Here is a 22043-nt window from a genome sequence, read left to right as displayed (position 1 = left end):
AGAAGAACATGAATCATTCTGCTGAAATACTTTGGCAAGATTTTTCTGAAAAGCAAGCCGTAGATATTAATTCTTATCATACTGCTTGGGCTTTTGGCAGCAGTAAAGAAATGGCTGATAAGCTACTGCAGCTTGTCCTTTCTGGAGAAAAGAGAGGAACCGCAGCTATTAAGCGGTCCTATGAATTAGAGAACGAAAAAGTACCGGAAGCAGGAGACTATAGTATCCTGCTAGATGGAAACGGAGAAGCACAAGCGATTATTCAAGCGAAGCTGATTGATATTCTTCCCTACAATCAAGTAACTGAGCTGCATGCGTATCTAGAGGGCGAGGGTGACAGAAATTTGGTTTATTGGCGTGAAGGCCATCGAGCTTTTTTTGAAGCAGAGCTTCAGGAAGCGAATGAAAAATTTTCAGAAGATCAGTTAGTAGTTTATGAGTTATTTGAAGTTGTTTATCGAAATGATGTTCAATAGTATGGAAATTTATTCATGTTAATATTTTTATGCAAAAAGAATGGTATTGGAAATAATCTGAAAGAGTACTGACGTACTTTTTCAGATTTTTTTATGGTCAAAATTTCTGTTTTTTTAATAGTTTGATTTTTTGTATATTTACACAAGAAATATTTACTAAATATTCATTTGTGAAAAAAAGAGTAATTACTGTAACTGAAAAAGTATATGTTATATTAAGAAACTCTTTTTTGTTTTTAATTTAATTAAATTATTTTTTTGTAAGCATTATATTCGCATTAAAAAAAATCTCAAAATATAATCATCTCAGAAATACCAGTGCTAAGAAAACAAATTGAAAGGAAGAGATGAATGTGCGTGTTGAGGGAGGGAAAAGCAGAAAGAAATTGAAGCGTTTTCTTAGTGGCAAACTCTTTTTTATTGGCTGTCTCATTGTTAACTTGTCTGTTGCAGGGTCATTAGCAGGAATCTTTGGTTATCTTTTTCACAGTGAGGAAGCATCCGCGGCTGTATTAGATATCGAGATATTGTCAAACATGCAGACAACAAATAACAGTCAGACTACACCGACTTCCAGGTGGTTGCCTACAATTAGCAATCAGCCGGTGAATTTTACCATTTCGGGGGAAGGTTTGGCGAATGCATCGGTTAATCTAACTGGTAATAAGTATGGTGTACTGGTTATTCCGTCTCAGTTATCCGGTAAGGTTAAACCAAACGGAAATGCTCAAGTAGATACAAATGTTACGGTAGATTTAGACAAGGTTGCTCTTTTGAAACCAACATTTGATGCATTGTCTCGTTTGATATCACTAATCAATGATATCAAGGGTGGTGCACTAAGCTTAGTTGGCGTTGACTTTGATTTAACCGCAGTCAACAAACAGTTGGATCTGTTGAATAGTCTGGAAAATTTTGGACATACGACATATTCAGCTACAACAGTTGGCAACGACAGATTGATCTATTTAAATATGGATGAAGGGTTGGGCACAATTCTTGCAAAAGATCTTAGTCAAATCCTAGTCAATCTGAATACTGCTGTTCAAAATTTAAAAGTTACAGTAACAAATCCGCTGTTGGGTACAGCTACTGCTTTAACAATCAATACAGTTTTAAATCTAGTTAAGCCGGCTTTAAATACTGCCATCACAGCACTCTTACCGGCACTAGGGCTTGGCGGAGCTGCAGTTCAGCAGCTGGCGGATGCATCAGTTTTAGGGCAAACGACCATTAATTTGCCTACGTTTGTTTCAGGTCCGGGGAGTATAACTGGTAATTTGGATGCTAAATTTGTCGGAACGGTCATCAAATCAACGTTGCTTAATATCGATTTGCTAAGTACGGCTAATGCAGTTTCCTATATTTATTTTGCTGGCGAAACCTTTCTGCTGGAAAACACTTTGCTGCCGAGTTCACTAAATTTCGGGGCGCACCCTATTCAGACCAAACTGGACGAAACCTTCACTGCTACTCAGGGCGGGGTATCCACTGGACCGAATACAACAGGAACGGTCAGGATAATGGATACACGAAGTACTGCCAAAAACTGGCAGGTTAAGGTTTCTCAAATTCAGGAATGGATGAATAGTAGCTCCTCCATAAATAGCTCGGTGCTGAAGATTTATGGAGGAGCGTTAACGACAGATTATTCTGCCGGTAATGTCCGAAGCATTAGTGGTTCAATGATTGAACTGCAAAACGGAACGCAGCAGGAAGTGTTGGCTGTATCAGGAACGACAGCCAGCGGAACGACAAATCTTGATTTATCAAAATTTGATTTATTTGTTCCTAAAAATACCAAAAAGCAATCCGGTGCCTATCAGACAAAACTTGTCTGGACGATAACGGAGAGTCCGTAAGGAGGGAGAGTAGTGAGAATGTCGAAACAAATGAAGTGTTTCTTAATGATTTTTGGAAGCATGGTGCTGGCTTTTCTTTATTCCTCCCCAACGGCTCAGGCAACTGTTACGAATGGAAATATTCATTACTATGAGGGGAGTAGTACAGAAAGCTCCGAAGCGTCTAGTTCTTCTGAAAGCGAGAGCAGCTCAACAAAGGAAAGCAGTTCTGTTGTACAACAGAACACGCCGACTCAAGCTGCTCCAACGATTAAAGGGGGAACAGAAGGAAGTTTTTTAAAGACGAATGATACAGTTAACTATCTTTTTGTGATCGTAGGAGTCATCTTTGTTTTAATCGCTGTATATCATTTAAAGAAAACATAAGGGGGAGACAAAAATGAAACATCACACAAAAATTTTATTATCTGCGATTTTACTCGGAGCGGGCTTAGGCTTCGGAAGTACAGGCTTTGCCGAAGATAAAACGACAGACGCTGTAGTAGACTACACAACTGGGGGAATCACCTTTGACCCGCAGACTGGAGATCCTAAAGCATCATTGCCAGCTGACTTGAATTTTGGTTCTCATGAAATTCAATCTAAAGCGGACGAAACCTGGGTGGCTACCAGTGATGGTGTACAAGCATCACCTGTAACTACAGGTAGCATTGCTGTCAGTGATAACCGCGGGGGAACAGATACTGGCTGGACAGTGAAATTGCTGCAGGCAGATCAGTTCAGCGCAGGAAGCAACGAGCTATCAGGGGCAGCATTATCTATCCAAGCTGGTGCCGTAACCAATAATGTTGGCTCTGCACCGACTGGAGCAAGCATTGCCAATACTACATTGGACCTTGAACTGGGGACTACTGCTGATGTATTGACAGCCCAAGCAAATGAAGGGGCCGGAGAAACTTCACTAGCGCTGAATAAATTTGAACTGTTCGTACCAAAAAATACGAATAAAAAACAAGCAAATTATCAAACCACGCTTAACTGGACATTCTCAGCTACACCATAGAATATAAATAAATCGAACTAGGTTATAAAAGAAGTATGTTGTCTCGAGAGATAAGGCGACGATAACTGAAAATATGAAAAGTTATTTTCAGTATTCTCCACCTTATTTCTCAAGACAGCTTCTATGTTTATGGTACTTACTTTGCTCCGAACCTAGAAGCATGGCAGAGCTTTGGAACACCGCTTATTCGATTTTAGAGGATAGGGCATGCCAATGTCACATCTCAGTTTAACAACTGGCAGTATTTAGCTTGGAGGGAGAAAGCAATGAAGAATAAATACCAGAAAATTGCATCAGCCGGACTTATTTCATTCATATTATTTTTAGGATTAGGTATTTTTTCACTACCAGTTCAGGCGGAGTCTTTGGACAGCTTTGATGCATTACCTCATTTTACAGAGAGTCAGACAAACAAAGAATTGTCCTATTTCGATGTCAAGCTGGAGCCAGAGCAAAAGGAGCCGTTAGTGGTCACGCTGGTCAATAAAAGTGACAAACCGCTTACGCTCAAAGCTTCCTTCAACCGAGCAGTTACAAATAGTGCCGGGGTAATCGAATATTCAGGAATCAATAAAGATACTTCCACATCTGCACCTTACGACATTGAAAAGCTAGTCAAGCTAAGTACAGAGGAAATCACACTGGAGCCCCAGCAAACAAAAGATATCACCTTAGATATCACTATGCCAAAGGAAAAATTTGCTGGTGTTTTGGCAGGTGGAATTTATTTAGAAGCTCTTTCAGATGAAAAAGTCGAAGGTAATGTTAAAAATGTCTTTTCAAGAGAAATAGCAGTACTGATTCGCTCTGACGGAACAGAAACAGAGCCGGATTTGTCGATTGAAACGGCTAAAGCCGATCAGGTCAATTACCGAAATGTTATCGAAGTCGGCATTGAAAACAAAGCAGCTGTTTATATTAAAAATGTTGCGATTGAATACAGTGTTTTACTAGATGGAAAAGAAGTTCTGCAAGGGAAAAAAGAAAAACTGAGCATCGCTCCCAATACCTTGTTTCCATTCCGTATTCCTTTTTCAGGAGAAGAATTTGGAGCCGGAGAATACACAGTAAACATCAGTGTAGCCACGGATAAAAAGCAGTGGAAGGGCAGTCCGACGTTTACAATCGATGGGAAAGAGGCAGCTGATTTTAATGATAAGGATGTAACGGTAAAAAAATCAGGTTTTGATATCCCGTGGTCAACCGTTTCCTTGGCAGCTGTTTTACTGATTCTGGCTGTTGTAACTGCCTTAGTAATCAACAAAAATAAAAAGCTGAAAAAGGAATTAGCCAGAAAACGCCGCAAGAAAAAGAGACCGGTGCAGTCTAAAAAACAGAGCTTGGAAAATAAAGATAGAAAAAAATAGAATAAATAAAAAATGCTAAAGCAGCCTAAGCAGCTTTAGCATTTTTTTATGTCATTATTTAGAAGAGTCCTCTGTTGAGCTTTCTTCTGTTTCAGAAGAATCAGTTGAAGCAGATTCTTTTTTACTTGAAGAGCTTTCAGTCTTATCGTCAGCAGATGTGCTGTCAGTTGAGCTTTCTTCTGTTTGGATATATTGAGCTAAGACGTCTTTGAAGGCGTCATCTTTAATTTTCACGTTAGCAGCTTTCAGTTCATCACTGATTACTTTAGCAGTAAATGTCTGATCAGAAGCTTTTGCTGTTTCAGCAATTTCTTTCAGCTGTTTCTCATAAGGCTTCATATCGTTGCCTTTAGCAGAAGTTTTTGTCATTTTTACTAAATAGTAAGTTGTTTGATAGCCAGTACTGTCAGTTGCTGGGATTGGCTCGCTGACTTCACCGTTTTTCAGAGTGAAGGCTTCAGTTTGAACAGCAACTGGAACAGTTGTTGATGTTGAATCAAATTTAACTTTTCCGCCATCTTCTTTTGTTGTTGTATCAGTAGATTTTTCTTTAGCAATCTTTGTGAAGTCGCCGCCGTCATCTAATTGTTTTTTGATTTCTTTTGCTTCATCTTCAGTAGCAACTTGAATAATTTGTGCTTCTACTTCAGGGTGGAAGCTTTCCCAAGCTGTTTTCACATCTTCATCTGTGATATCGATGTTTGCTTCAATCCCTTTTTGGTAAGCAAGACTTTGTTTGATACGTGCTTTATAAGATTCTACAGTAAAGCCGTTTTGTTTCAAGTAATCTTCAAGATTGGTTCCTTGAGATTCAGCAGACTCTTTTGCTTCGTTGTATTTTTCATCAACATCCTTGCTTTTAACCTTATCGCCGTATTTATCTTCAAAGACTTTAAAGATAATCATTTCAGCAACTGTTTGTTGACTTGTACTGTCACTCTTGATACGGTCATAGAAATCTTCTACAGTGATTGTAGAGCCTTTCATTGTTGCGATTTTTTCAGAACTGTTTGAACAAGCAGCTAATGCAAAGACAGAAAACATACCTGCAGCAGCTAGAATTAGTTTTTTCTTCATTAATTTAGCACTCCTAATAGTTGATTTGTATTTTTTATTATGTAGAAAAGAATTTCTCACGTTTACTACTATACCACAATCTTTCCTATAAAAGAAATAGTGATTTGATACTTTCGAACAATTTTCAAATTTTGGACACAATTTAAGAAAGATGTGAATTGTTATGAAATTTTTGATTTTTTAGTAATATTTATCATCCTTTTAATCGATTATAAATATCCAAAAGAAGAGAAATACGTTGTTGGAAGATATTCGTTTTTAGAAGTTTTTTTGCGGTAGATTGAATGTGTAGAAGGAGAATTTATTTGAAGTTCTTAGAATGTCCGGCACTGATTTTTTGAATAAGGGAGGAGCTATTTGAAGTGCTGCTATTCAGAGTATAAAGTAAGAACGAAATAAGAGAGCTTAGTTTTGAGAACTAGGCTGCGTTTGCGGCTATCTGTTAGTTTTTCAGAATTAAAGAGCGAAACAAAACCGTTTGGCCGTTTAGTTTCGCTCTTCTCCAGAACTATTTCACGTTTTGTTTTAGTTCGGTTTCCGGCATTTCAGGAAGCTCGCTTTGAATTTTCTCCAGCTGCTCCTGCAACTGTTCAATCCGTGGTTCTGCCTGAAATTTGAAATTTTCGATGTCCCTGTTTAATCCCTCTACAAAGGGAGGAATAACTGTTTCGGTTGTTACCTGAAAGTCAGTCAAGGCTGATTTGAATCCTTCCAGTTTATGATTGAAATCCTCTGTTAAGTATTTCCAATCATCCAGTTCATCAATAATTTTTTCCTGCGTTTCTTTTCCGCTTCTTGGGGCAAGCAATAGGCCGCCGATTCCTCCGACTACAGAGCCGAAAATTAGTCCTTTTAGAAAACCCTTCATCCGTTAGTCACCTGCTTTGCAATTTGTGCTGCTGTATTCTGCATCTCTTCAGCAGTGTATTTCTCTTGGTTATTTTCAAAATGCATAGAGAAGCCGTCCTGTTTGCTGTATCTTGGGATTAGATGGATATGGGAATGGAAGACAGACTGATAGGCCAGCTCTTTATTATTGTTAATGATATTCAAGCCTTCCATTTCGGGAAAAGCCTGTTCAAGCGCTTTAGCAATTTTGGGGATGCGGGCAAAAATATCAGAAGCTAAAGCAGCATCGTAGTCAAAGATATCTGTTACGTGGGTTTTAGGAACGACTAGGGTATGTCCTTTCGTTGCCTGGCTGATATCTAAAAAGGCATATACTACATCATCTTCGTATATTTTATAGCTGGGAATTTCCTGATTAATAATTTTACAAAAAATACAATTTTCCATCATAAGCCTTCTTTCCTGATTGTTTTTCTTCTCCTACTTTACCATAGATAGAATAGAATGTGTAAAGTTTGTTTCAGGAAAGGAGCAGGCAAAAGCTGGTCTTTGTTGGTTTTTCTGCTAAACTGTTCTTGTCTCCTCGTACAGAGAATGAACCAATAGGAAACATAGAATATAGGAAAGCAGGTAGCCCAAAATGTATCATTTAGATCGGATGATTTCAAAACCGATGTATCAGCAATTATATGAACAGATAAAAAAGGAATATCAGGTGGAAGCAAAACAAGTAAAGCTGCCTTCTATTCGTGAACTGGCAAAGGAGTTGAATATTTCTAAAACAACTGTTGAGCAGGCCTATAATCAGCTGGTTGCAGAAGGACTGCTGCTAAATATTCCTCAATCAGGTTTCTATTTTTTACCTGCAGAGCCGGATTCAAAATGGGAACAGGAAATAGACAATGAAGTACTGGAACGAAGGCAGCAAGTGGATTTCGATTTTCGATATGGGACAACATTTTTTTATACCGCTTCGTGGAATAGCTGGAAACGTTGCGTTAAAAAAGCAATGGAACAGGAATTTCTGGATGAGCGATCAGCTTATCAGGATGTGCAGGGAAACGACAGACTACGGTCTGAGCTGGTTAAAATGCTGGGACGAACGAGAGGTGTCCGCTGCCGCAAAGAGCAGATAGTTATTACAAGCGGCAGCTTGGATTCACTAGATATTGTTTTAAATCTGCTAAAAAGGAAAAGTCGGCATTTTCAAGCAGCTATTGAAGATCCTGGCTACTATGCAGCTGGACATATTTTTACCAGAAATGGCTTTCCTCTGCAGAATATCCCTGTTGAATCTGAAGGAGTATCGATAAGCGAACTAGCCCTTTCGGCAGCTGATTTAGTTTATGTTACGCCTTCCCATCAGTTTCCTATGGGCTATCGAATGTCTGTAGCCAGACGGCAGCAGCTTTTACAGCTGATTCGTGAGCGTCAAGGCTACATTATTGAAGATGATTACGATAGTGAGTTTCGCTACACAGCACAGCCGCTGCCCTCTCTCCAGTCTTTGGACCGACAGGATTGTGTTATTTATCTGGGGAGTTTTTCAAAAACGATTAGCCCCACTCTGCGTCTCGGGTATATGGTGCTTCCCAGACATCTAGTAGGAGAATACCGGACTTTGTATCAGTTTGATCATGAACGAGCGGCGTACATGATTCAAGAAGGTATGGCGGAGTTTCTTTCTTCCGGCAGCTATTATCGGCATATTAGTAAGGCAGTTGGAACGAACAAAGCAAAGTATCATCTATTGGAAGATCAGCTGAACTTGCTAAAGGCAGAGGGCAGGATTGATTGGATACCATCGGATGGCGGATTACATGTTGTCATGGAAGTACTGAATTTGCAGGAAACAGATGTGTTTTTACAGCAGCTGCAGCAGCACAGCTTACGTCTTTATCCTTTGTCGAAATACTCTTTTTCAGTATGTAGAGATCAGTTTTTCCTTTTAGGATACGGTGGTCTTTCTTTAGAAGAACTGACCCATGGATTAAAGCTCTTAAAGCAAGTTGTTCAAAATTTGTCGTAACTGTCCTCTATAAAAGAAAAAAATTGTCTATTTTTTAAAAGTCACTCTATTGATAAGCTAGTTGGTACAACAAAGGAAGTGGAGTGAAGACAATGGTTAAATATAAAATCAATGAACCAATAACAGTAGAACAGTTTAAGGAAATTATTCAGCAGACAGGGCTAAAGAGAAGACTAGATGATCGCAAAAAATTGATAAACATGTTGAAAAATGTTGATTTTCTGATGACTGCCTGGGAGGATGAAAAGCTGGTTGGTTTTGCCCGAGGCTTTTGTGATTTTGGCTCTATCGTTTATGTGGCAGAGTTAGGAGTTCATAAAGATTACTGGAAGCAGGGGATTGGCCGGAAATTAATGGAGGCAATAGTTGCTTATGTAGGAACAGATATTCATATTGTTCTGCTGGCATCAAAGCTGGCAGAGAATTATTATAGCAAACTGGGCTTTGATAAAGATCCCCGAGGGTATGTCAAGCTGCCCGAGCCCCTTCATCCAGATGACTGGCAAGTATAATGAAAAAATAAGTACCAACAATTAACAGAGAGTATTTTTAAATCAGTAAAAACAACTGTAGCGAATTTTATCGCTATAAAGAGAAAAGATAAAGATAGCTGGCTTTTACAAAGTTTTGCATTGCTTATCATGAGGGTATACAATGAATGGAAGGAGGGATTTTATGATGAAAAAAGTGAGTGTAGAAGATGCATTTTGGGAAATTTTTCCAGAAGCTCAAATCAATATTTTAGTTGTGAAAAACATTGATAATCATGTGTACGAAAAAAATACGCCCTATTTTACTAAGTTGTTAAAGCAGGCCGCAAAGGAAGCGGAGCAGTTTTTAGGGGATGAGAACTTTAGCAGTAACCAAGTCGTTGCCCAATGGCGCGACGGGTTTAGTCAATTTAAAACGAAAAAGGGTGCGCGCTCATCGATTGAGGCTCTGTTAAAAAGAGTGAGTCAGCAGAGAGAATTTCAGCCCATCAATCCGCTTGTGGACATCTATAACAGCATCTCTTTAAAATATGGAGTTCCCAGCGGTGGTGAAGATATAGATAAAATAGAAGGCAGCCTGTATTTAGGCAAAGCGAAGGGCGGCGAAAGCTTTCTGCCTCTTGGTGCTGAGAAAGATGCGCCTGCTTTACCAGAAGAGATTATTTATTATGATGATGAAGGAGCTATCTGCCGCTGTCTGAACTGGCGTGAAGCGCAGAGAACCATGTTAACAGAAGAAACCAAAGCTGCGGTTCTGGTGATTGAATCCATCAATGAGGAACAGAGCAAACGTGCCGATAAGGCAGTGATTGAACTGAAAGAATTGGTAGACGCTTATTTTAATTCTGAAAGTACGATATATAAGCTATCGCAAGCGTCGGCAGAAGCCATATTGGAATAAAGCAGCCTACTATAATATAGTAGCTTTAGTTAGTGTAAGCAGTATTTTTCTAATAATACTAGAGGAGAATGACCGATTCAGCCCCTTCTGTTTCATTTACTGCAAAGAGCCCTCGTTGCTCGGTTTTCATTTTTTGATTCTTTCTATGCAGCTGCTTCAACAACAAGTGATTAAAGTGAGTTCGCAGCAAAAGCCTGATAGAGTATTCTATTGCTCTCTTGGGTTTTGTTGTTTTATGGAAGATGTTATAATGAAAGCATTAAAAAATTTGGAGGCAATGAAATGAGCTTGAAAATTGAGCATTTAACTGGCGGTTACGGTCACGTTCCCGTCCTAAAAGATATAAATTTCGAAGTTAAAGCGGGTGAAATGGTTGGACTAATTGGACTGAATGGTGCTGGGAAAAGTACGACAATCAAAAATATCATCGGTCTGCTGACTCCGCAGAAAGGGAAAATTTCCATCGACGACCAAACGCTTAGTCAAAGTCCGGAAAGCTACCGAAAGAAAATCGGCTATATTCCCGAAACGCCTTCGTTATATGAAGAGCTGACATTGAAGGAACACATTGAAATTACTGCGATGGCTTACGATATACCTGTAGAAGAGGCTTTCAGACGTGCAGAAGTACTATTGAAGACGTTCCGACTGGAAAATAAACTGGAATGGTTTCCAGCTCATTTTTCCAAAGGCATGAAGCAGAAGGTTATGGTTCTCTGTGCCTTTCTGATTGAGCCAAGCTTGTATATCATTGATGAGCCGTTTTTAGGTCTGGATCCGCTGGCGATTCATGCACTGTTGGAGCTGATGGATACAATGCGCAATCAAGGATCGGCTATTCTGATGTCTACGCATATTCTGGCGACTGCTGAAAAATATTGCGACCGTTTTGTTGTGCTTCACGAGGGAGAAGTGCGGGCAATCGGCTCAATGGATGAACTGAGAGCAGAATTTAATTTACCGGACTCTTCTTTAGATGACATCTATCTTGCATTAACTAAGGAAGAAAAGGTGGGGTAACATGGCAGATTTATATCGGATGCGATTATCCCGTCATTTGAAAAAAATGATGAAGTATATGCAATACGTTTTTAACGATCACTTTGTTTTAGTCTGTATTTTTCTGCTTGGCGGTTTAGGCTTCTATTATTCAGAAATTTTGAAAAATTTACCGGAGGAATTCAGCTGGGGCAAACCACTGATTTTACTAATGTGGCTAGCTGTGTTGTGGATTGGTCAACTGGCAACCTTGACTCAGGAAGCAGATAAGGTGTTTATCCTGCCGAAGGAAGCTGAAATGAAAGGCTATCTGCAACGGGCGCTGCGGCATTCCTTTATTCTTCCTGCTGCATGTTGTCTATTGCTGGGTGGAATAACGATGCCTTTTGTAGTTGTGGCGACGGGTCAGCCCTTCAGTTCTTTTATTTTTTATCTGATTATGCTGCTGCTTTTGAAGCTTAGTCATCTGAAATGGCAGGAATATGATTTGTATCAAGTGGGTACCAATGAAAGCCGCCTTTGGCTGTTAATCTGGCTAGGCGCCAGTGCGGGAGCGATTGTGGCCAGCTTATATATCCAGCCGCTTATCGGATTAGGCGCTGCAGCCGGAATATTTGGGCTCTTTTCAGTGCTGCTTGCTCAGAAGCTGCAGGGTGTATCTCTGGATTGGGAAAAAATGATTCGAAAAGAAAACAACCGGCTTCACCGGATTTACCGATTTATTCATCTGTTTACAGATGTACCGGAAATTACCGGGAGCATCAAGCGTAGGAAGCTGCTTGATCCTCTATTGAAACAAATTAAGCAGACCACTAAAAATACCTATCTCTATTTATATACCCGCAGCTTCGTAAGAGGTTCGGAATATAGCGGGTTATTTCTCAGACTGCTGGGCGTGGGCGGGATTATCCTGTACTTCTCCAATGAATTCTTGATGTCCTTGGGAATTGCAGCGATTTTTATCTATTTAATGGGTTTTCAGCTAATCCCCATCTATTCACAGTTTGACTATATGGTCATGACCCATCTTTATCCGGTTTCTATAAAGCAGAAGAAACAGGCAGTTAGCTTTTTACTAACAGTCATTTTATCAGTAGCAGCCGTTGTTTTTAGTATTCTTGTTTTAGTGGTTCTGCCGAATAAGCAAGAGGCACTAATTGTAGTGGGCGTCTTAATAGCTGAAATAGTTATTTTTACAAAACTCTATGCACCACAGCGTTTGAAGAAAATGGAGGGATAACTGTATGAAGGTTTTATGGAAGGATCAGATTGTCGAACGGGAAGAGGTTCAAATTGATATGGAGGACCGCGGCTATCAGTATGGCGATGGTCTGTATGAAGTTATTCGTGTGTACAATGGCCAGCTCTACATGCTGACTGAACATTTGGACCGTCTTTGGGCCGGGGCAGAAAAAATCAAGCTAGTTTTGCCTTTTTCAAGAGACGAACTAACCGATCGTCTAAAGAAACTGACAGAAGTTGAAAAAATACAAGAGGGAAAACTGTATCTGCAGGTTACCCGCGGCATTGATTCGCCCCGCAACCATGCTCTACCTGATCCTAAAAAAGTACAGGGTGTGTTGACTGCTAATATCATTCCATTTGCACGCCCGATTGAAAAACAAAGTAAGGGCATTAGCTGTGGTATCGTTCAGGACACCCGCTGGCTGCATTGTGACATTAAATCACTCAGTCTGTTGGGCAATGTTCTGGCGCTGGATGAAGCACGGAGCAGAGGCTTCGATGACGCGGTACAAATCCGTGACGGCAAGGTTACAGAAGCTTCAGCTGCTAATTTCTGGATGATTAAGGATGGGACTGTCTACACACATCCGGATGGGGCATTGATTTTGCCTGGCATTACGAAAATGAAGCTGTTAAACGTGGCGCAAGAGCTGAAAATTCCTGTAAAGGAAGAAGCTTTTAACGAAACAGAGCTATTGGCAGCGGACGAATGCTTTATCTCCGGATCGCTTATTGAAGTGGTTCCAGTGGTAAAAATTGAAGATCAGCTTATCGGCAGCGGCAAGCCGGGAGAAATCACGAAGCAGCTTCATAAGAAATATCTGGAAGCTGTCGAACAAGGAACAAATCGCTAGAAAATAACCTTGAAAAGCAGGACTGTCTACGGCGGCTGTCTTCAGATAGTTCCTATTTTTCCCGGGTTGACATTCTTATAAAAAGCAAGTATAAATGAATAGAACTGTGAGGCTGGGTGAAATACCTCAGTCTCTTTTAATGAGAAAAAGATAAAATAAGCGAGGAAAAAACGAATGCGTGTAAGAAAAAGACCAGGGGCAGCGGAACTGCTGGCTGCTCATCCAGAATATGTAGTTGCGGGACCAGAACAATGGCAAGGGAAATGGCAGAAACGCTTTGGAAATAATCACCCCATTCATATAGAAATAGGCACAGGCAAAGGTCAGTTTGTCGTGGGAATGGCAAAAGCCCATCCGGAAATTAATTATATAGGGATTGAAATGCAGGTTAGCGTGCTTTCTATTGCGTTGGAAAAGGCATTAGAGGAGGAACTTCCCAATCTACAGCTGCTTCATGTAAACGGTGAGGAGCTGACGCAGTATTTTGCTGAAAATGAAGTAGATCAGATTTACCTGAATTTTTCTGATCCATGGCCGAAATCCCGTCATGAAAAGCGCCGTTTAACATCTAAAAGCTTTCTCACGGTGGATGAAACAATCTTGAAGCCGAATGGAGAAATTCATTTCAAAACAGATAACCGCGGATTGTTTGAGTATTCTTTGAGCAGCTTCTCTAAATACGGTATGGTGCTTGAACAGGTTTGGCTGGATTTACATGACAGCTCCTATGAAGGAAATATCATGACAGAATATGAAGAAAAATTTTCTGCTAAAGGACAGCCGATTTATCGGGTTGAGGCCCGTTTTCAAAGTGAAAAGTAACCGTTGCTACGGGTTTGTCAGGTGCGTAGAACAGATGGATTAAAATGAAATACTTAACAGAAGTGAAGTAGCAAAATGCTAAAGAGCTTCTGTTTTTTGCGTGGAAATGGGGAAAATAGTCTAGCCAATAAAAGCAGCTGGCAGGAATCGATTAAGTTATCAGGAGTTTATTGTAATAGCTATAGCTTTATAGACGTACATACAGGGTGTATGTTATTATGAATGTAATAAGTACAGACATAAATAAGTGGAGGTGAAAAGAAAGATGAAGCACAAAGACCATTATAATGATCAGTATATTTTAGATTTTTCATCAAAGCTATCTTCTGTTATTCAAGATTTTGATGGGACTGCCTTTTCTAACGAGCTGCTTGGACAGTTGGAGGACAAAACGCTGTTTGAACGGTTTGATGCCATTGTGGATGGGATGGAAAGACATTTAGGAAACGACTATACAAAAAATATTTCAGCGTTCTATGGTATGCTGGGACCTGAGCTAACTAAGTCAGAGGGCATGTTTACTTTTGGCTGGTGGTTATGGCCGGTGGGCAGGTATGTTGAGCGCAACGGCAATCAGGATTGGCAGGTCTCTTTAGCTTTTTTGAAGGAATTAACCAAACGGTTTACCGGCGAGTATGCGATTCGTCCTCTATTGCAGGAGCACCCGGCAGAGGTGCTGGAGGAGCTGATTATCTGGACGAAAGAAGACAATGTTCATGTGCGGAGACTGGCAAGCGAGGGCGTTAGAATTCGTCTGCCGTGGTCGCCCAAGCTGTATACTGCACTGGAGGAATTTAACCAGTATGTTGTGCTGCTTACCAATCTAAAGGATGATGACGAAAAGTTTGTACAAAAGAGTGTAGGTAATAATTTAAATGATTTATACCGGGAAGCACCCGAAAAAGCCGAATACATTATCGAAGAGTGGAAGAAGACACCGGGCAGTAAAGCTCAGGACTGGATTATTAAGCATGGGATGAGAAATCAAAAATAAATAAGCGGTTTGACTGAGGTTGTGACAAAAGTGTTCAACTCCGAGAACCAAGTAGGTACTGTTTAACATCAGCTCGTCCCTCACTGTGTTTCACAGCAATAAGAAGAATCGAAAATTGTCAAGAAACACTACGAGGGAACCGAGTGACTGTTGATTGATACCTACCTGGAGCTTCTCATATTTTTGAGATTATTCGGCTTATTTCCGAGAAAAGCTGCTTTTGGAATGCCGTTTATTCGGTTTTAGGGATGTCAAAAGTCTGGGATTTTGTTTATGTCCCAGACTCAGTAAAGTAATAACGAGCTAGTTGAGAGGGCTGAATAGATGAAAAAAGAAGAAGCAAAGCAGAAAACAATTGCCAGTCTGCTGAAGATTGCGCGAAAGCATTTTACAGATCAGGGATATTATGATGCATCTCTTGAAGAGATTGCTGAAGAAGGCAATGTAACTAGAGGCGCAGTCTATCATCATTTTAAGAATAAAAAGGGGCTTTTTCTGGCAGTTTTGGATAAGGTTCAGGCAGATGTGGCTCGCCAAATCGAAGAAGAAGCCATGAACAGGACTGATCTCTGGGAACAGTTGATTTTGGGAAGTGTGGGCTTTGTTAAAGGAGCGAACACAAAGGAAAGCCGTCGCATTTTACTGACGGATGCACCAGTCGTAGTTGGCTGGGAGGCTTGGAGAAAGGCAGATCAGGAAAACTCGATGGGCGTTCTGCAAAAGCATCTTGATGAGCTTAAGGAAGAAGGATACCTGAAGGAAAATACAGAGACAAAACTAATGACATATGCAATTTCAGGTGCATTAAATGAGCTGGCTTTAAACTATTCAACGAATAAGGCCGAAGCGTACGATCAAAAGGTTTATGAGACAATCAGTCAAATGGTTGGCGGGTTTCGAAAAACAAGTAGTAAATAGACCTATGCCGGAATACTTAGCTGCTTAACTTGCTGAATAAAAAACACCGCAGTCACTGACAGCGTTTCAGCACAAATTAGACCAAGGAATCAAGCAACGTTGGTTCGCCCAGTTTTCAGGGATGATGACAAGAGGTGCAAGCTTCTGTCATCATCCCTATTTATTTCTGCCGATAGAATGTTAGCCAGCTAAAGCGTTCAAACGCAACAGCCATTCTCTTGAGAACATTTTTCCTATTTATCCTCAGTCAGTCCTCGTAGCCATTTGGATGATTTTTATGCCAATTCCAGGCCGTGCAGATGATAGTGTCCAAATCTGTATATTTGGGCTGCCAGCCTAACAAATCTTGAATTTTTTTACTGGAGGCAACAAGTGAATGGGCGTCCCCTGATCGCCGCTCTCCATAAGTAATCGGAATAGTTGTTCCCGTATATTCCTCCACTTTACGAATAATTTCCAAGGTGGAAAATCCAGTAGCACTGCCAACATTGAATAGAGTACTTTCATTACCCTCAAGTAAGTACTGCATAGCGGCTAAGTGTGCATTAGACAAATCTGTAACATGGATATAATCTCGTACTGTCGTTCCATCTTTTGTCGGATAGTCTGAACCAAGAATAGTAATTCCTTCCCGCGTTCCTAGTGGTACTTCAAGAACTACTGGAATTAGATGTGTTTCCGGGCGATGGTCTTCTCCGATTTCACTTGCTAAATCAGCGCCGGCTACGTTAAAGTAACGTAAAATCACGTAGTTTAAATCATAAGCTGAATGGCACCATTGAAGAATGGTTTCCATCATATGTTTGCTTTCACCGTATGGATTTTTAGGTCTAACCTCAGTTTCTTCAGTGATTGGTCCTTCAGAAACGTCCCCATAAACAGCGGCAGTAGAAGAAAAAATCAAATTCTTTACAGAGAACTGATTCATTGTCTCTAGAAGAGCGAGCAGACCGCCGACGTTATTATCAAAATATACTAACGGTTTTTCTATAGATTCACTGATAGAAGCACTAGCAGCTGTATGGAAAACCATATCAAAGGACGTGTCGGAAAAAATCATTTTAAGCAGTGCTTTGTCACGTACATCTCCCTTGATAAAAGCAGCAGCCTTATGAACAGCGGGTTGATGTCCAGTCTGCAGATTGTCCAGAACAACTATTTTATGATCAGCTTCTACAAGCTGTTTAACAATATGAGAGCCTACATAACCAGCTCCTCCTACAACTAAAATATTCATCGTATCCTCCTGACTAAAAATCATCTGTACTGGGTGGTAAGTCAAACTCTGATTTTTAGTATACACACTCTAATGAAAAAATGTGTCTGAGGAGCTTTGCTGCTTCCTTAGAAAAAACTACAAGTAGCGGAGAGGTAGCGGTTTCTACGCTTAATTTGAGGTATTGTTAGAGCTGGATGCTGCACTTTCCTGCTGTTTAACGAAGTCAATGGCGATGACTAAGGAAATAATTGTGTGTTCTAATTCGTCATCGAAAATATCTATTTCAAAGGAGTCCCCCCAGCTGAACCATTTTTCAGAAACACTGCCGATGCGGCTGCCGTTTTTTAAAATCTCAAAATTTTTATTCCACCAGTCACCTTGGATTTCCAAATCTTTTGCGGAGATATGGTAGCGGGATTTAAAGAGTGTAAACTCTTTTTCAATAACTAGAGCCTCTTCTCCGTCGATTTCTACAAAGAATTTTGGCAGCAGGCTAAAGACCTTCTTAGTAATCGTACCCACAGTCTGTCCGTTCATATCCAAAATAGTGAAGGTTTTGGGAACAGAAAGAAAGCTCCCCTCTACGATATACTGATCCTGCTCACGGCTGTCTTTTACGGTGTAATGTCCGCCTAAACTAAACACTTTCTGTTTAATATAAAGCTTTTTCATCAAGTACGCCTCCTTGGAATTGCTGCTTTTTTAGATAAAACAAAAAGATGAAGTGTGCAGCAGCATACAACTCCATCTTTTTTTGTTTTTATAAACGAGTAACCTCGATTACTGTACCAGTTTGTGCATCCGCAACAAAAGCATACTGAACAAGTGTGCCGTCTTCTACACGGGAAACACCGCCGTTGTATGTTTTGGAATGAATCGCAAACTTTCTCAGTGGTTTTTTCTCAAACTCAATCCAGGAGCCTTCAATTGGTCCCTCTTTCAAAAAAGCATCCTTTACATTTTCCAGTACAAGATCTGCATCAAGCGTGCGTTGCTTTTGATACCATAAGGTAGACAGGACACCGCTGATGACCCCTAAACCAGCTCCTAAAGCCAGTCCGCTCTTGAAATAGCTTATTTCGTTTTCTTCACCCATCAGGAACCCCCTCCATCTATTCCCAAATATTGATAAATCAATGTTATCATAATACTATGATAACACAGTCTACCGAAAATAAAAAAACGAAAAAATGTTCATTGAAATATTTTTGCGTTATAATGGAAACGGTTCTTGAAACTGAGAGAATAAGTCGTTTTTGGCGGCTTAAAATGGCTGAAAGTCGACAGTTCAAGTTAATTAAATGAACAAGATAAGGCAGGGATTAGAAAATGGAAGAAAAAACATTCCAACGAATCAAAGAACTGACAGAATTACAGGGAACCAGCGGAGCAGAGGACGATATCCGAGCGTATATGAAGCAGCACATTACACCGCTAGTGGATGAGGTTCAATATGACGGACTAGGCGGCATATTTGGTATTAAGCGTGGGAAAGAAGCTGACGGACCGCGGGTAATGGTTGCTGCACACATGGACGAAGTCGGATTTATGCTGACTCAAATCAAGGATAACGGCTTGTTCCGAGTAGTTCCTTTAGGCGGCTGGAATCCCTATGTGGTTTCTGCACAGCGCTTTACGCTGAAAACAGCGAAGGGAGATTATCCATGTATTTCTTCTTCTATTCCCCCTCACTTGCTGAGAGGTACTAATGGTCAAAAACAGCTGGAAGTAACAGATGTTTTGTTTGATGCCGGCTTTGAATCAAAAGAAGAAGCAGAAAGCTACGGTGTTCGCCCAGGAGATACGATTGTTCCTCAAACTGAAACAATAAAAACAGCGAATGGCAAGAATATTATCGCCAAATCATGGGATAACCGCTACGGCTGTACCTTAGTTCTTGAAGCGCTGGAAGCTTTGCAGAACGAAACACTGGGGCATACGCTGATTGCCGGCGCTAATGTTCAGGAAGAAGTCGGTTTACGCGGAGCAAAACCATCTGTGCATAAATTTAAACCAGACTTGTTCTTTGCAGTAGACTGTTCAGCTGCAGATGATATCAATACTAAGAAGGACACCTATGGTCATTTAGGTGAAGGAACGCTACTGCGTATTTTTGATCCGGGAATGATTACACTACCGCGTATGCGTGAATTTTTATTGGACACAGCTGAAACCAATAAAATTCCTTATCAGTATTTTGTTTCAAAAGGCGGCACGGATGCTGGTGCTGCCCATACTACAAATGCTGGTGTACCAAGCTCTGTGATTGGTGTCTGTGGACGCTACATTCATACCCATCAAACAATGTTCAGTATCAAAGACTTTGAAGCAGCGAGAGAAATGCTGATTCAAGTGTTGAAAGGGCTGGATAAATCTACTGTTAACACGATTATTTACGGAAAGTAGAGGAAATCAATGATTATACCAACGAGTTTAGAGGAATTAGCTGAATACGTAGAGAATGGCAAGAATGTTTTCTTTTTCACGGCTGACTGGTGTGGCGACTGCCGCTTTATCAAGCCTGTTCTGCCGGAAATTGAAAATGAATTTCCGGAATATCAGTTTATTCAGGTAGATCGGGATGAATTTATCGATGTTGCGGCGAAATGGAATATTTTTGGGATACCAAGCTTTGTTGTTTTAGATGAAGGCAAAGAATTAGGTCGTCTGGTAAATAAAGATCGCAAAACAAAAAAAGAAATTACTGATTTTCTTCGGAGCTTGTGAGAAACAGAGAGGGTGGGAGCGGATGATTCTCACCCTTTTATTGTATTGAAAAAAAGTAATAACAGGGATTCCCACCCTTTTTTGCCTAGCAGCTGTCGGTTAGGTTTATTAGCAAATCGAGATGTTGCCTAAAAATTGCGTGCACCCAAATGCTTTTTTTGATAAGATTAGACAGGAAAACAGTCAAGGAGGAGAATAAATGATTTTTTCATATAATAAAGAACATGTAGGCGACACCTTACTGGTGATTGTCGCAGATGATCTGGGGCAGGAAAACAGTGTAGAGCGCAAGGGAAATGTTGCAAAAGTAACTGCGGGTTCTAATCAAGTGGTTGCTTGGAACATTTTTAATGTTTCTTCGATTATTTCTATTGAGGGCAGTGGACAGGTAGAATTAACAGAAGAACAACTAAATCGCTTGAACGAAGAATTAAAAGCAAATGGATTTTCTGAAGAGCTGATACTGGATGAAACACCTAAAATTGTTGTTGGATTTGTTAAATCCTGTAAAAAACACCCGGACTCGGACCATTTATCTGTTACTCAAACAGAAGTGGATAATGGCGAAGTTTTGCAGATTGTCTGCGGCGCGCCGAACATCAAAGCCGGACAAAAGGTTGTTGTAGCGAAGCCGGGAGCAATGATGCCGGATGGTATGATGATTTGGCCAGGAAAGCTGCGGGGAGTAGAGAGTTTGGGTATGATTTGTTCTGCTAGAGAACTGAATGTACCCAATGCTCCAGAAAAGAAGGGAATTATGGAACTGCCGTTTGATGCAGTAGTTGGGACTCCTTTTTCAGCTGAGGATTATTGAGAAGAATAATAATTGCTGACCTATTTTTCTCAGTGTACATTAAATAAAAAAAGCCGCCTCCGTCGCTGGTCGACGAAGGCGGCTTTTTCCTGTTTTATTCTTGTGATTGTAATGCTGTTTGATCAATAGTTAGTTCGATTTTTACGGTCTGTTCTTTAGAACCGCGGTAGAAGGTAACTTCCATCGTATCACCAACTTTTTTCTTATAAAGAGCACTTTGAACATCCGTTGAAGACTCTACGTCTTCGCCGTCAATTTTAGTGATTACGTCATATTTTTCAAGACCAGCTTTGTCTGCTGGAGTTGCTGATTGTACAGAACGAACGACTACACCAGTCGTTAATTCCTCAGGAGTCTTCAGAATCTGCTCTCTTTGCTGAGTAGAAATGTTAGTCATATCAACCATCGATACACCCAATGCCGGACGAGTAACTTTGCCTTCTTTTTCCAGCTGGTTAATAATGTTGACTACATCATTACTTGGAATCGCAAAGCCCATACCTTCAACGCTGACAGAGTCGTTGGATTGGACAATCTTCACAGAGTTAATCCCGATAATCTGACCTTCGATATTGACTAGCGGACCACCGGAATTTCCTGGGTTGATAGCTGCATCTGTTTGAATCGCATTGATACTAATTGTTTCACCATCATCATTAGTATTTGTGATATTTCTGTTTAAAGAAGAAACAATCCCTTGTGTCACAGAGTTTGCATAGTCAGAGCCCAAAGGAGAACCAATCGCAATTGCAGGCTCGCCGATTTTCAGACTGTCGGAATTACCGAATTCTGCAACCGCATCAATATTGTCAGAAGTAATCTTAATCACTGCAAGGTCAGTATAAGAATCTGTTCCCACAAGCTCGCCCTTTACTTTAGTACCATCATGCAGAACGATTTCCAAACCTTCAGCACCGCTGACTACGTGGTTGTTGGTAACAATATAAGCTGTTTTTCCGTCTTTCTTATAGATAACCCCGCTGCCTTCACTGGCCGCCTCTAAATCCGCCCCATCAGCAGCATCAGAATTGCTGTCGCTGCCGCCGCGGTTGCCTTCATCAAACAAACCGCCGTAGAGTCCAGATTGTTGATTGCTGACACTCTGCATGTTGATAACTGAAACAACTGCGTTCTGAACCTTATCCACAGCTTTTGTGATGTCGCTGTTGACATTCACATTTACGTTGCTGACTTTTGTATCCCCGTCATTACTTTCAGGCGTCAGCTGCTCAGATGAGCTAGGTGTGTTGTTATTGGACATATCGGTTACTGCATATAGACCGCCGAAGGCCAACGCACCACCGAGCAGACCGCTTGCAAGTCCAATACCAAATTTTTTAAATAAACCATTTTTATTTGAATTAGGTGTAACATCTCTTCTATCCATTATAAACAT

Annotated in this window: 24 protein-coding genes; 17 read left to right on the top strand and 7 right to left on the bottom strand. The window is 40.6% G+C overall.

What is annotated here, in order from left to right:
* Positions 1-8: 8 nt before the first annotated feature.
* The 5 genes from AC1Z3K_RS07565 (at position 9) to AC1Z3K_RS07545 (ending at position 4708) form a co-directional block, all read left to right on the top strand.
* A complete protein-coding gene (locus AC1Z3K_RS07565; RefSeq protein ID WP_426084905.1) occupies positions 9-476 on the top strand; it encodes an ASCH domain-containing protein in 468 nt (155 codons plus the stop codon).
* A 353-nt stretch (positions 477-829) separates the two neighbouring features.
* On the top strand, positions 830-2338 hold the full coding sequence (locus AC1Z3K_RS07560; RefSeq protein WP_461732368.1) for an adhesive domain-containing protein: 1509 nt from the start codon (positions 830-832) through the stop codon (positions 2336-2338).
* A 12-nt stretch (positions 2339-2350) separates the two neighbouring features.
* Positions 2351-2704 carry a hypothetical protein gene (locus AC1Z3K_RS07555; RefSeq protein WP_461732367.1) on the top strand — a complete coding sequence of 118 codons (354 nt, stop codon included), beginning with the start codon at positions 2351-2353 and terminating at the stop codon, positions 2702-2704.
* A 13-nt stretch (positions 2705-2717) separates the two neighbouring features.
* Entirely contained in the window at positions 2718-3341 is a 624-nt protein-coding gene (locus AC1Z3K_RS07550) for a WxL domain-containing protein (RefSeq protein WP_426084908.1), read from the top strand.
* A gap of 266 nt (positions 3342-3607) precedes the next feature.
* Entirely contained in the window at positions 3608-4708 is a 1101-nt protein-coding gene (locus AC1Z3K_RS07545) for a WxLIP family cell surface protein (RefSeq protein ID WP_461732366.1), read from the top strand.
* Between the two features lie 54 nt (positions 4709-4762).
* Here AC1Z3K_RS07545 and AC1Z3K_RS07540 read toward each other — a convergent pair whose 3' ends face one another.
* From AC1Z3K_RS07540 to AC1Z3K_RS07530, 3 genes are all read right to left on the bottom strand, one after another.
* The gene (locus AC1Z3K_RS07540) at positions 4763-5785 is read right to left on the bottom strand and encodes a peptidylprolyl isomerase (RefSeq protein WP_426084458.1); all 1023 of its coding nucleotides are present in this window, start codon (positions 5783-5785) and stop codon (positions 4763-4765) included.
* 508 nt (positions 5786-6293) lie between these two features.
* Entirely contained in the window at positions 6294-6653 is a 360-nt protein-coding gene (locus AC1Z3K_RS07535; RefSeq protein ID WP_426084459.1) for a YtxH domain-containing protein, read from the bottom strand.
* Positions 6650-7081, bottom strand: a complete 432-nt coding sequence (locus AC1Z3K_RS07530; protein WP_426084521.1) for an HIT family protein — start codon at positions 7079-7081, stop codon at positions 6650-6652. The genes AC1Z3K_RS07535 and AC1Z3K_RS07530 overlap by 4 nt, the downstream gene beginning before the upstream one ends.
* 193 nt (positions 7082-7274) lie before the next feature.
* Here AC1Z3K_RS07530 and pdxR point away from each other — a divergent pair, with 193 nt between their 5' ends.
* The 9 genes from pdxR to AC1Z3K_RS07485 all read left to right on the top strand — a co-directional run bounded on the left by pdxR (position 7275) and on the right by AC1Z3K_RS07485 (position 15887).
* A complete protein-coding gene (gene pdxR, locus AC1Z3K_RS07525; protein ID WP_461732365.1) occupies positions 7275-8663 on the top strand; it encodes a MocR-like pyridoxine biosynthesis transcription factor PdxR in 1389 nt (462 codons plus the stop codon).
* A 92-nt stretch (positions 8664-8755) separates the two neighbouring features.
* The gene (locus tag AC1Z3K_RS07520) at positions 8756-9175 is read left to right on the top strand and encodes a GNAT family N-acetyltransferase (protein WP_426084461.1); all 420 of its coding nucleotides are present in this window, start codon (positions 8756-8758) and stop codon (positions 9173-9175) included.
* A gap of 166 nt (positions 9176-9341) precedes the next feature.
* Complete coding sequence (locus AC1Z3K_RS07515) at positions 9342-10055, top strand: B3/B4 domain-containing protein (RefSeq protein ID WP_426084522.1); 714 nt, start codon at positions 9342-9344, stop codon at positions 10053-10055.
* Positions 10056-10337: 282 nt separating this feature from the next.
* Entirely contained in the window at positions 10338-11075 is a 738-nt protein-coding gene (locus AC1Z3K_RS07510) for an ABC transporter ATP-binding protein (protein ID WP_426084462.1), read from the top strand.
* Position 11076: 1 nt separating this feature from the next.
* On the top strand, positions 11077-12294 hold the full coding sequence (locus AC1Z3K_RS07505; RefSeq protein WP_426084463.1) for an ABC transporter permease: 1218 nt from the start codon (positions 11077-11079) through the stop codon (positions 12292-12294).
* 4 nt (positions 12295-12298) lie between these two features.
* Complete coding sequence (dat, locus tag AC1Z3K_RS07500) at positions 12299-13153, top strand: D-amino-acid transaminase (RefSeq protein WP_426084464.1); 855 nt, start codon at positions 12299-12301, stop codon at positions 13151-13153.
* Positions 13154-13327: 174 nt separating this feature from the next.
* Complete coding sequence (gene trmB, locus AC1Z3K_RS07495) at positions 13328-13975, top strand: tRNA (guanosine(46)-N7)-methyltransferase TrmB (protein WP_461732364.1); 648 nt, start codon at positions 13328-13330, stop codon at positions 13973-13975.
* Positions 13976-14240: 265 nt separating this feature from the next.
* Positions 14241-14969 carry a DNA alkylation repair protein gene (locus tag AC1Z3K_RS07490; protein ID WP_426084466.1) on the top strand — a complete coding sequence of 243 codons (729 nt, stop codon included), beginning with the start codon at positions 14241-14243 and terminating at the stop codon, positions 14967-14969.
* 324 nt (positions 14970-15293) lie between these two features.
* Positions 15294-15887 (top strand): TetR/AcrR family transcriptional regulator, encoded by a 594-nt coding sequence (locus tag AC1Z3K_RS07485; protein ID WP_461732363.1) that lies wholly within the window; start codon positions 15294-15296, stop codon positions 15885-15887.
* 247 nt (positions 15888-16134) lie between these two features.
* Here the strand turns inward: AC1Z3K_RS07485 and galE are convergent, their stop codons facing one another.
* The 3 genes from galE to AC1Z3K_RS07470 form a co-directional block, all read right to left on the bottom strand.
* Entirely contained in the window at positions 16135-17124 is a 990-nt protein-coding gene (gene galE / locus AC1Z3K_RS07480; RefSeq protein WP_461732362.1) for a UDP-glucose 4-epimerase GalE, read from the bottom strand.
* 150 nt (positions 17125-17274) lie between these two features.
* Complete coding sequence (locus AC1Z3K_RS07475) at positions 17275-17778, bottom strand: LURP-one-related/scramblase family protein (RefSeq protein ID WP_426084469.1); 504 nt, start codon at positions 17776-17778, stop codon at positions 17275-17277.
* 88 nt (positions 17779-17866) lie between these two features.
* Positions 17867-18202 carry a peptidase gene (locus tag AC1Z3K_RS07470; RefSeq protein ID WP_426084470.1) on the bottom strand — a complete coding sequence of 112 codons (336 nt, stop codon included), beginning with the start codon at positions 18200-18202 and terminating at the stop codon, positions 17867-17869.
* Positions 18203-18435: 233 nt separating this feature from the next.
* Between AC1Z3K_RS07470 and pepA the strand changes: the two genes are divergently transcribed.
* The 3 genes from pepA to ytpR all read left to right on the top strand — a co-directional run bounded on the left by pepA (position 18436) and on the right by ytpR (position 20647).
* Positions 18436-19512 (top strand): glutamyl aminopeptidase, encoded by a 1077-nt coding sequence (gene pepA, locus AC1Z3K_RS07465; RefSeq protein ID WP_426084471.1) that lies wholly within the window; start codon positions 18436-18438, stop codon positions 19510-19512.
* Positions 19513-19521: 9 nt separating this feature from the next.
* A complete protein-coding gene (locus tag AC1Z3K_RS07460; protein WP_426084472.1) occupies positions 19522-19833 on the top strand; it encodes a thioredoxin family protein in 312 nt (103 codons plus the stop codon).
* 199 nt (positions 19834-20032) lie between these two features.
* Positions 20033-20647 (top strand): YtpR family tRNA-binding protein, encoded by a 615-nt coding sequence (ytpR, locus tag AC1Z3K_RS07455; RefSeq protein ID WP_461732361.1) that lies wholly within the window; start codon positions 20033-20035, stop codon positions 20645-20647.
* A 94-nt stretch (positions 20648-20741) separates the two neighbouring features.
* Here ytpR and AC1Z3K_RS07450 read toward each other — a convergent pair whose 3' ends face one another.
* The gene (locus tag AC1Z3K_RS07450; RefSeq protein ID WP_426084474.1) at positions 20742-22034 is read right to left on the bottom strand and encodes a S1C family serine protease; all 1293 of its coding nucleotides are present in this window, start codon (positions 22032-22034) and stop codon (positions 20742-20744) included.
* Between the last annotated feature and the right edge of the window lie 9 nt (positions 22035-22043).

The organism is Enterococcus sp. LJL128 (assembly GCF_056924295.1).
Note: the sequence above shows the minus strand (reverse complement) of the source record. Positions and strands in the feature narration are given on the sequence as shown.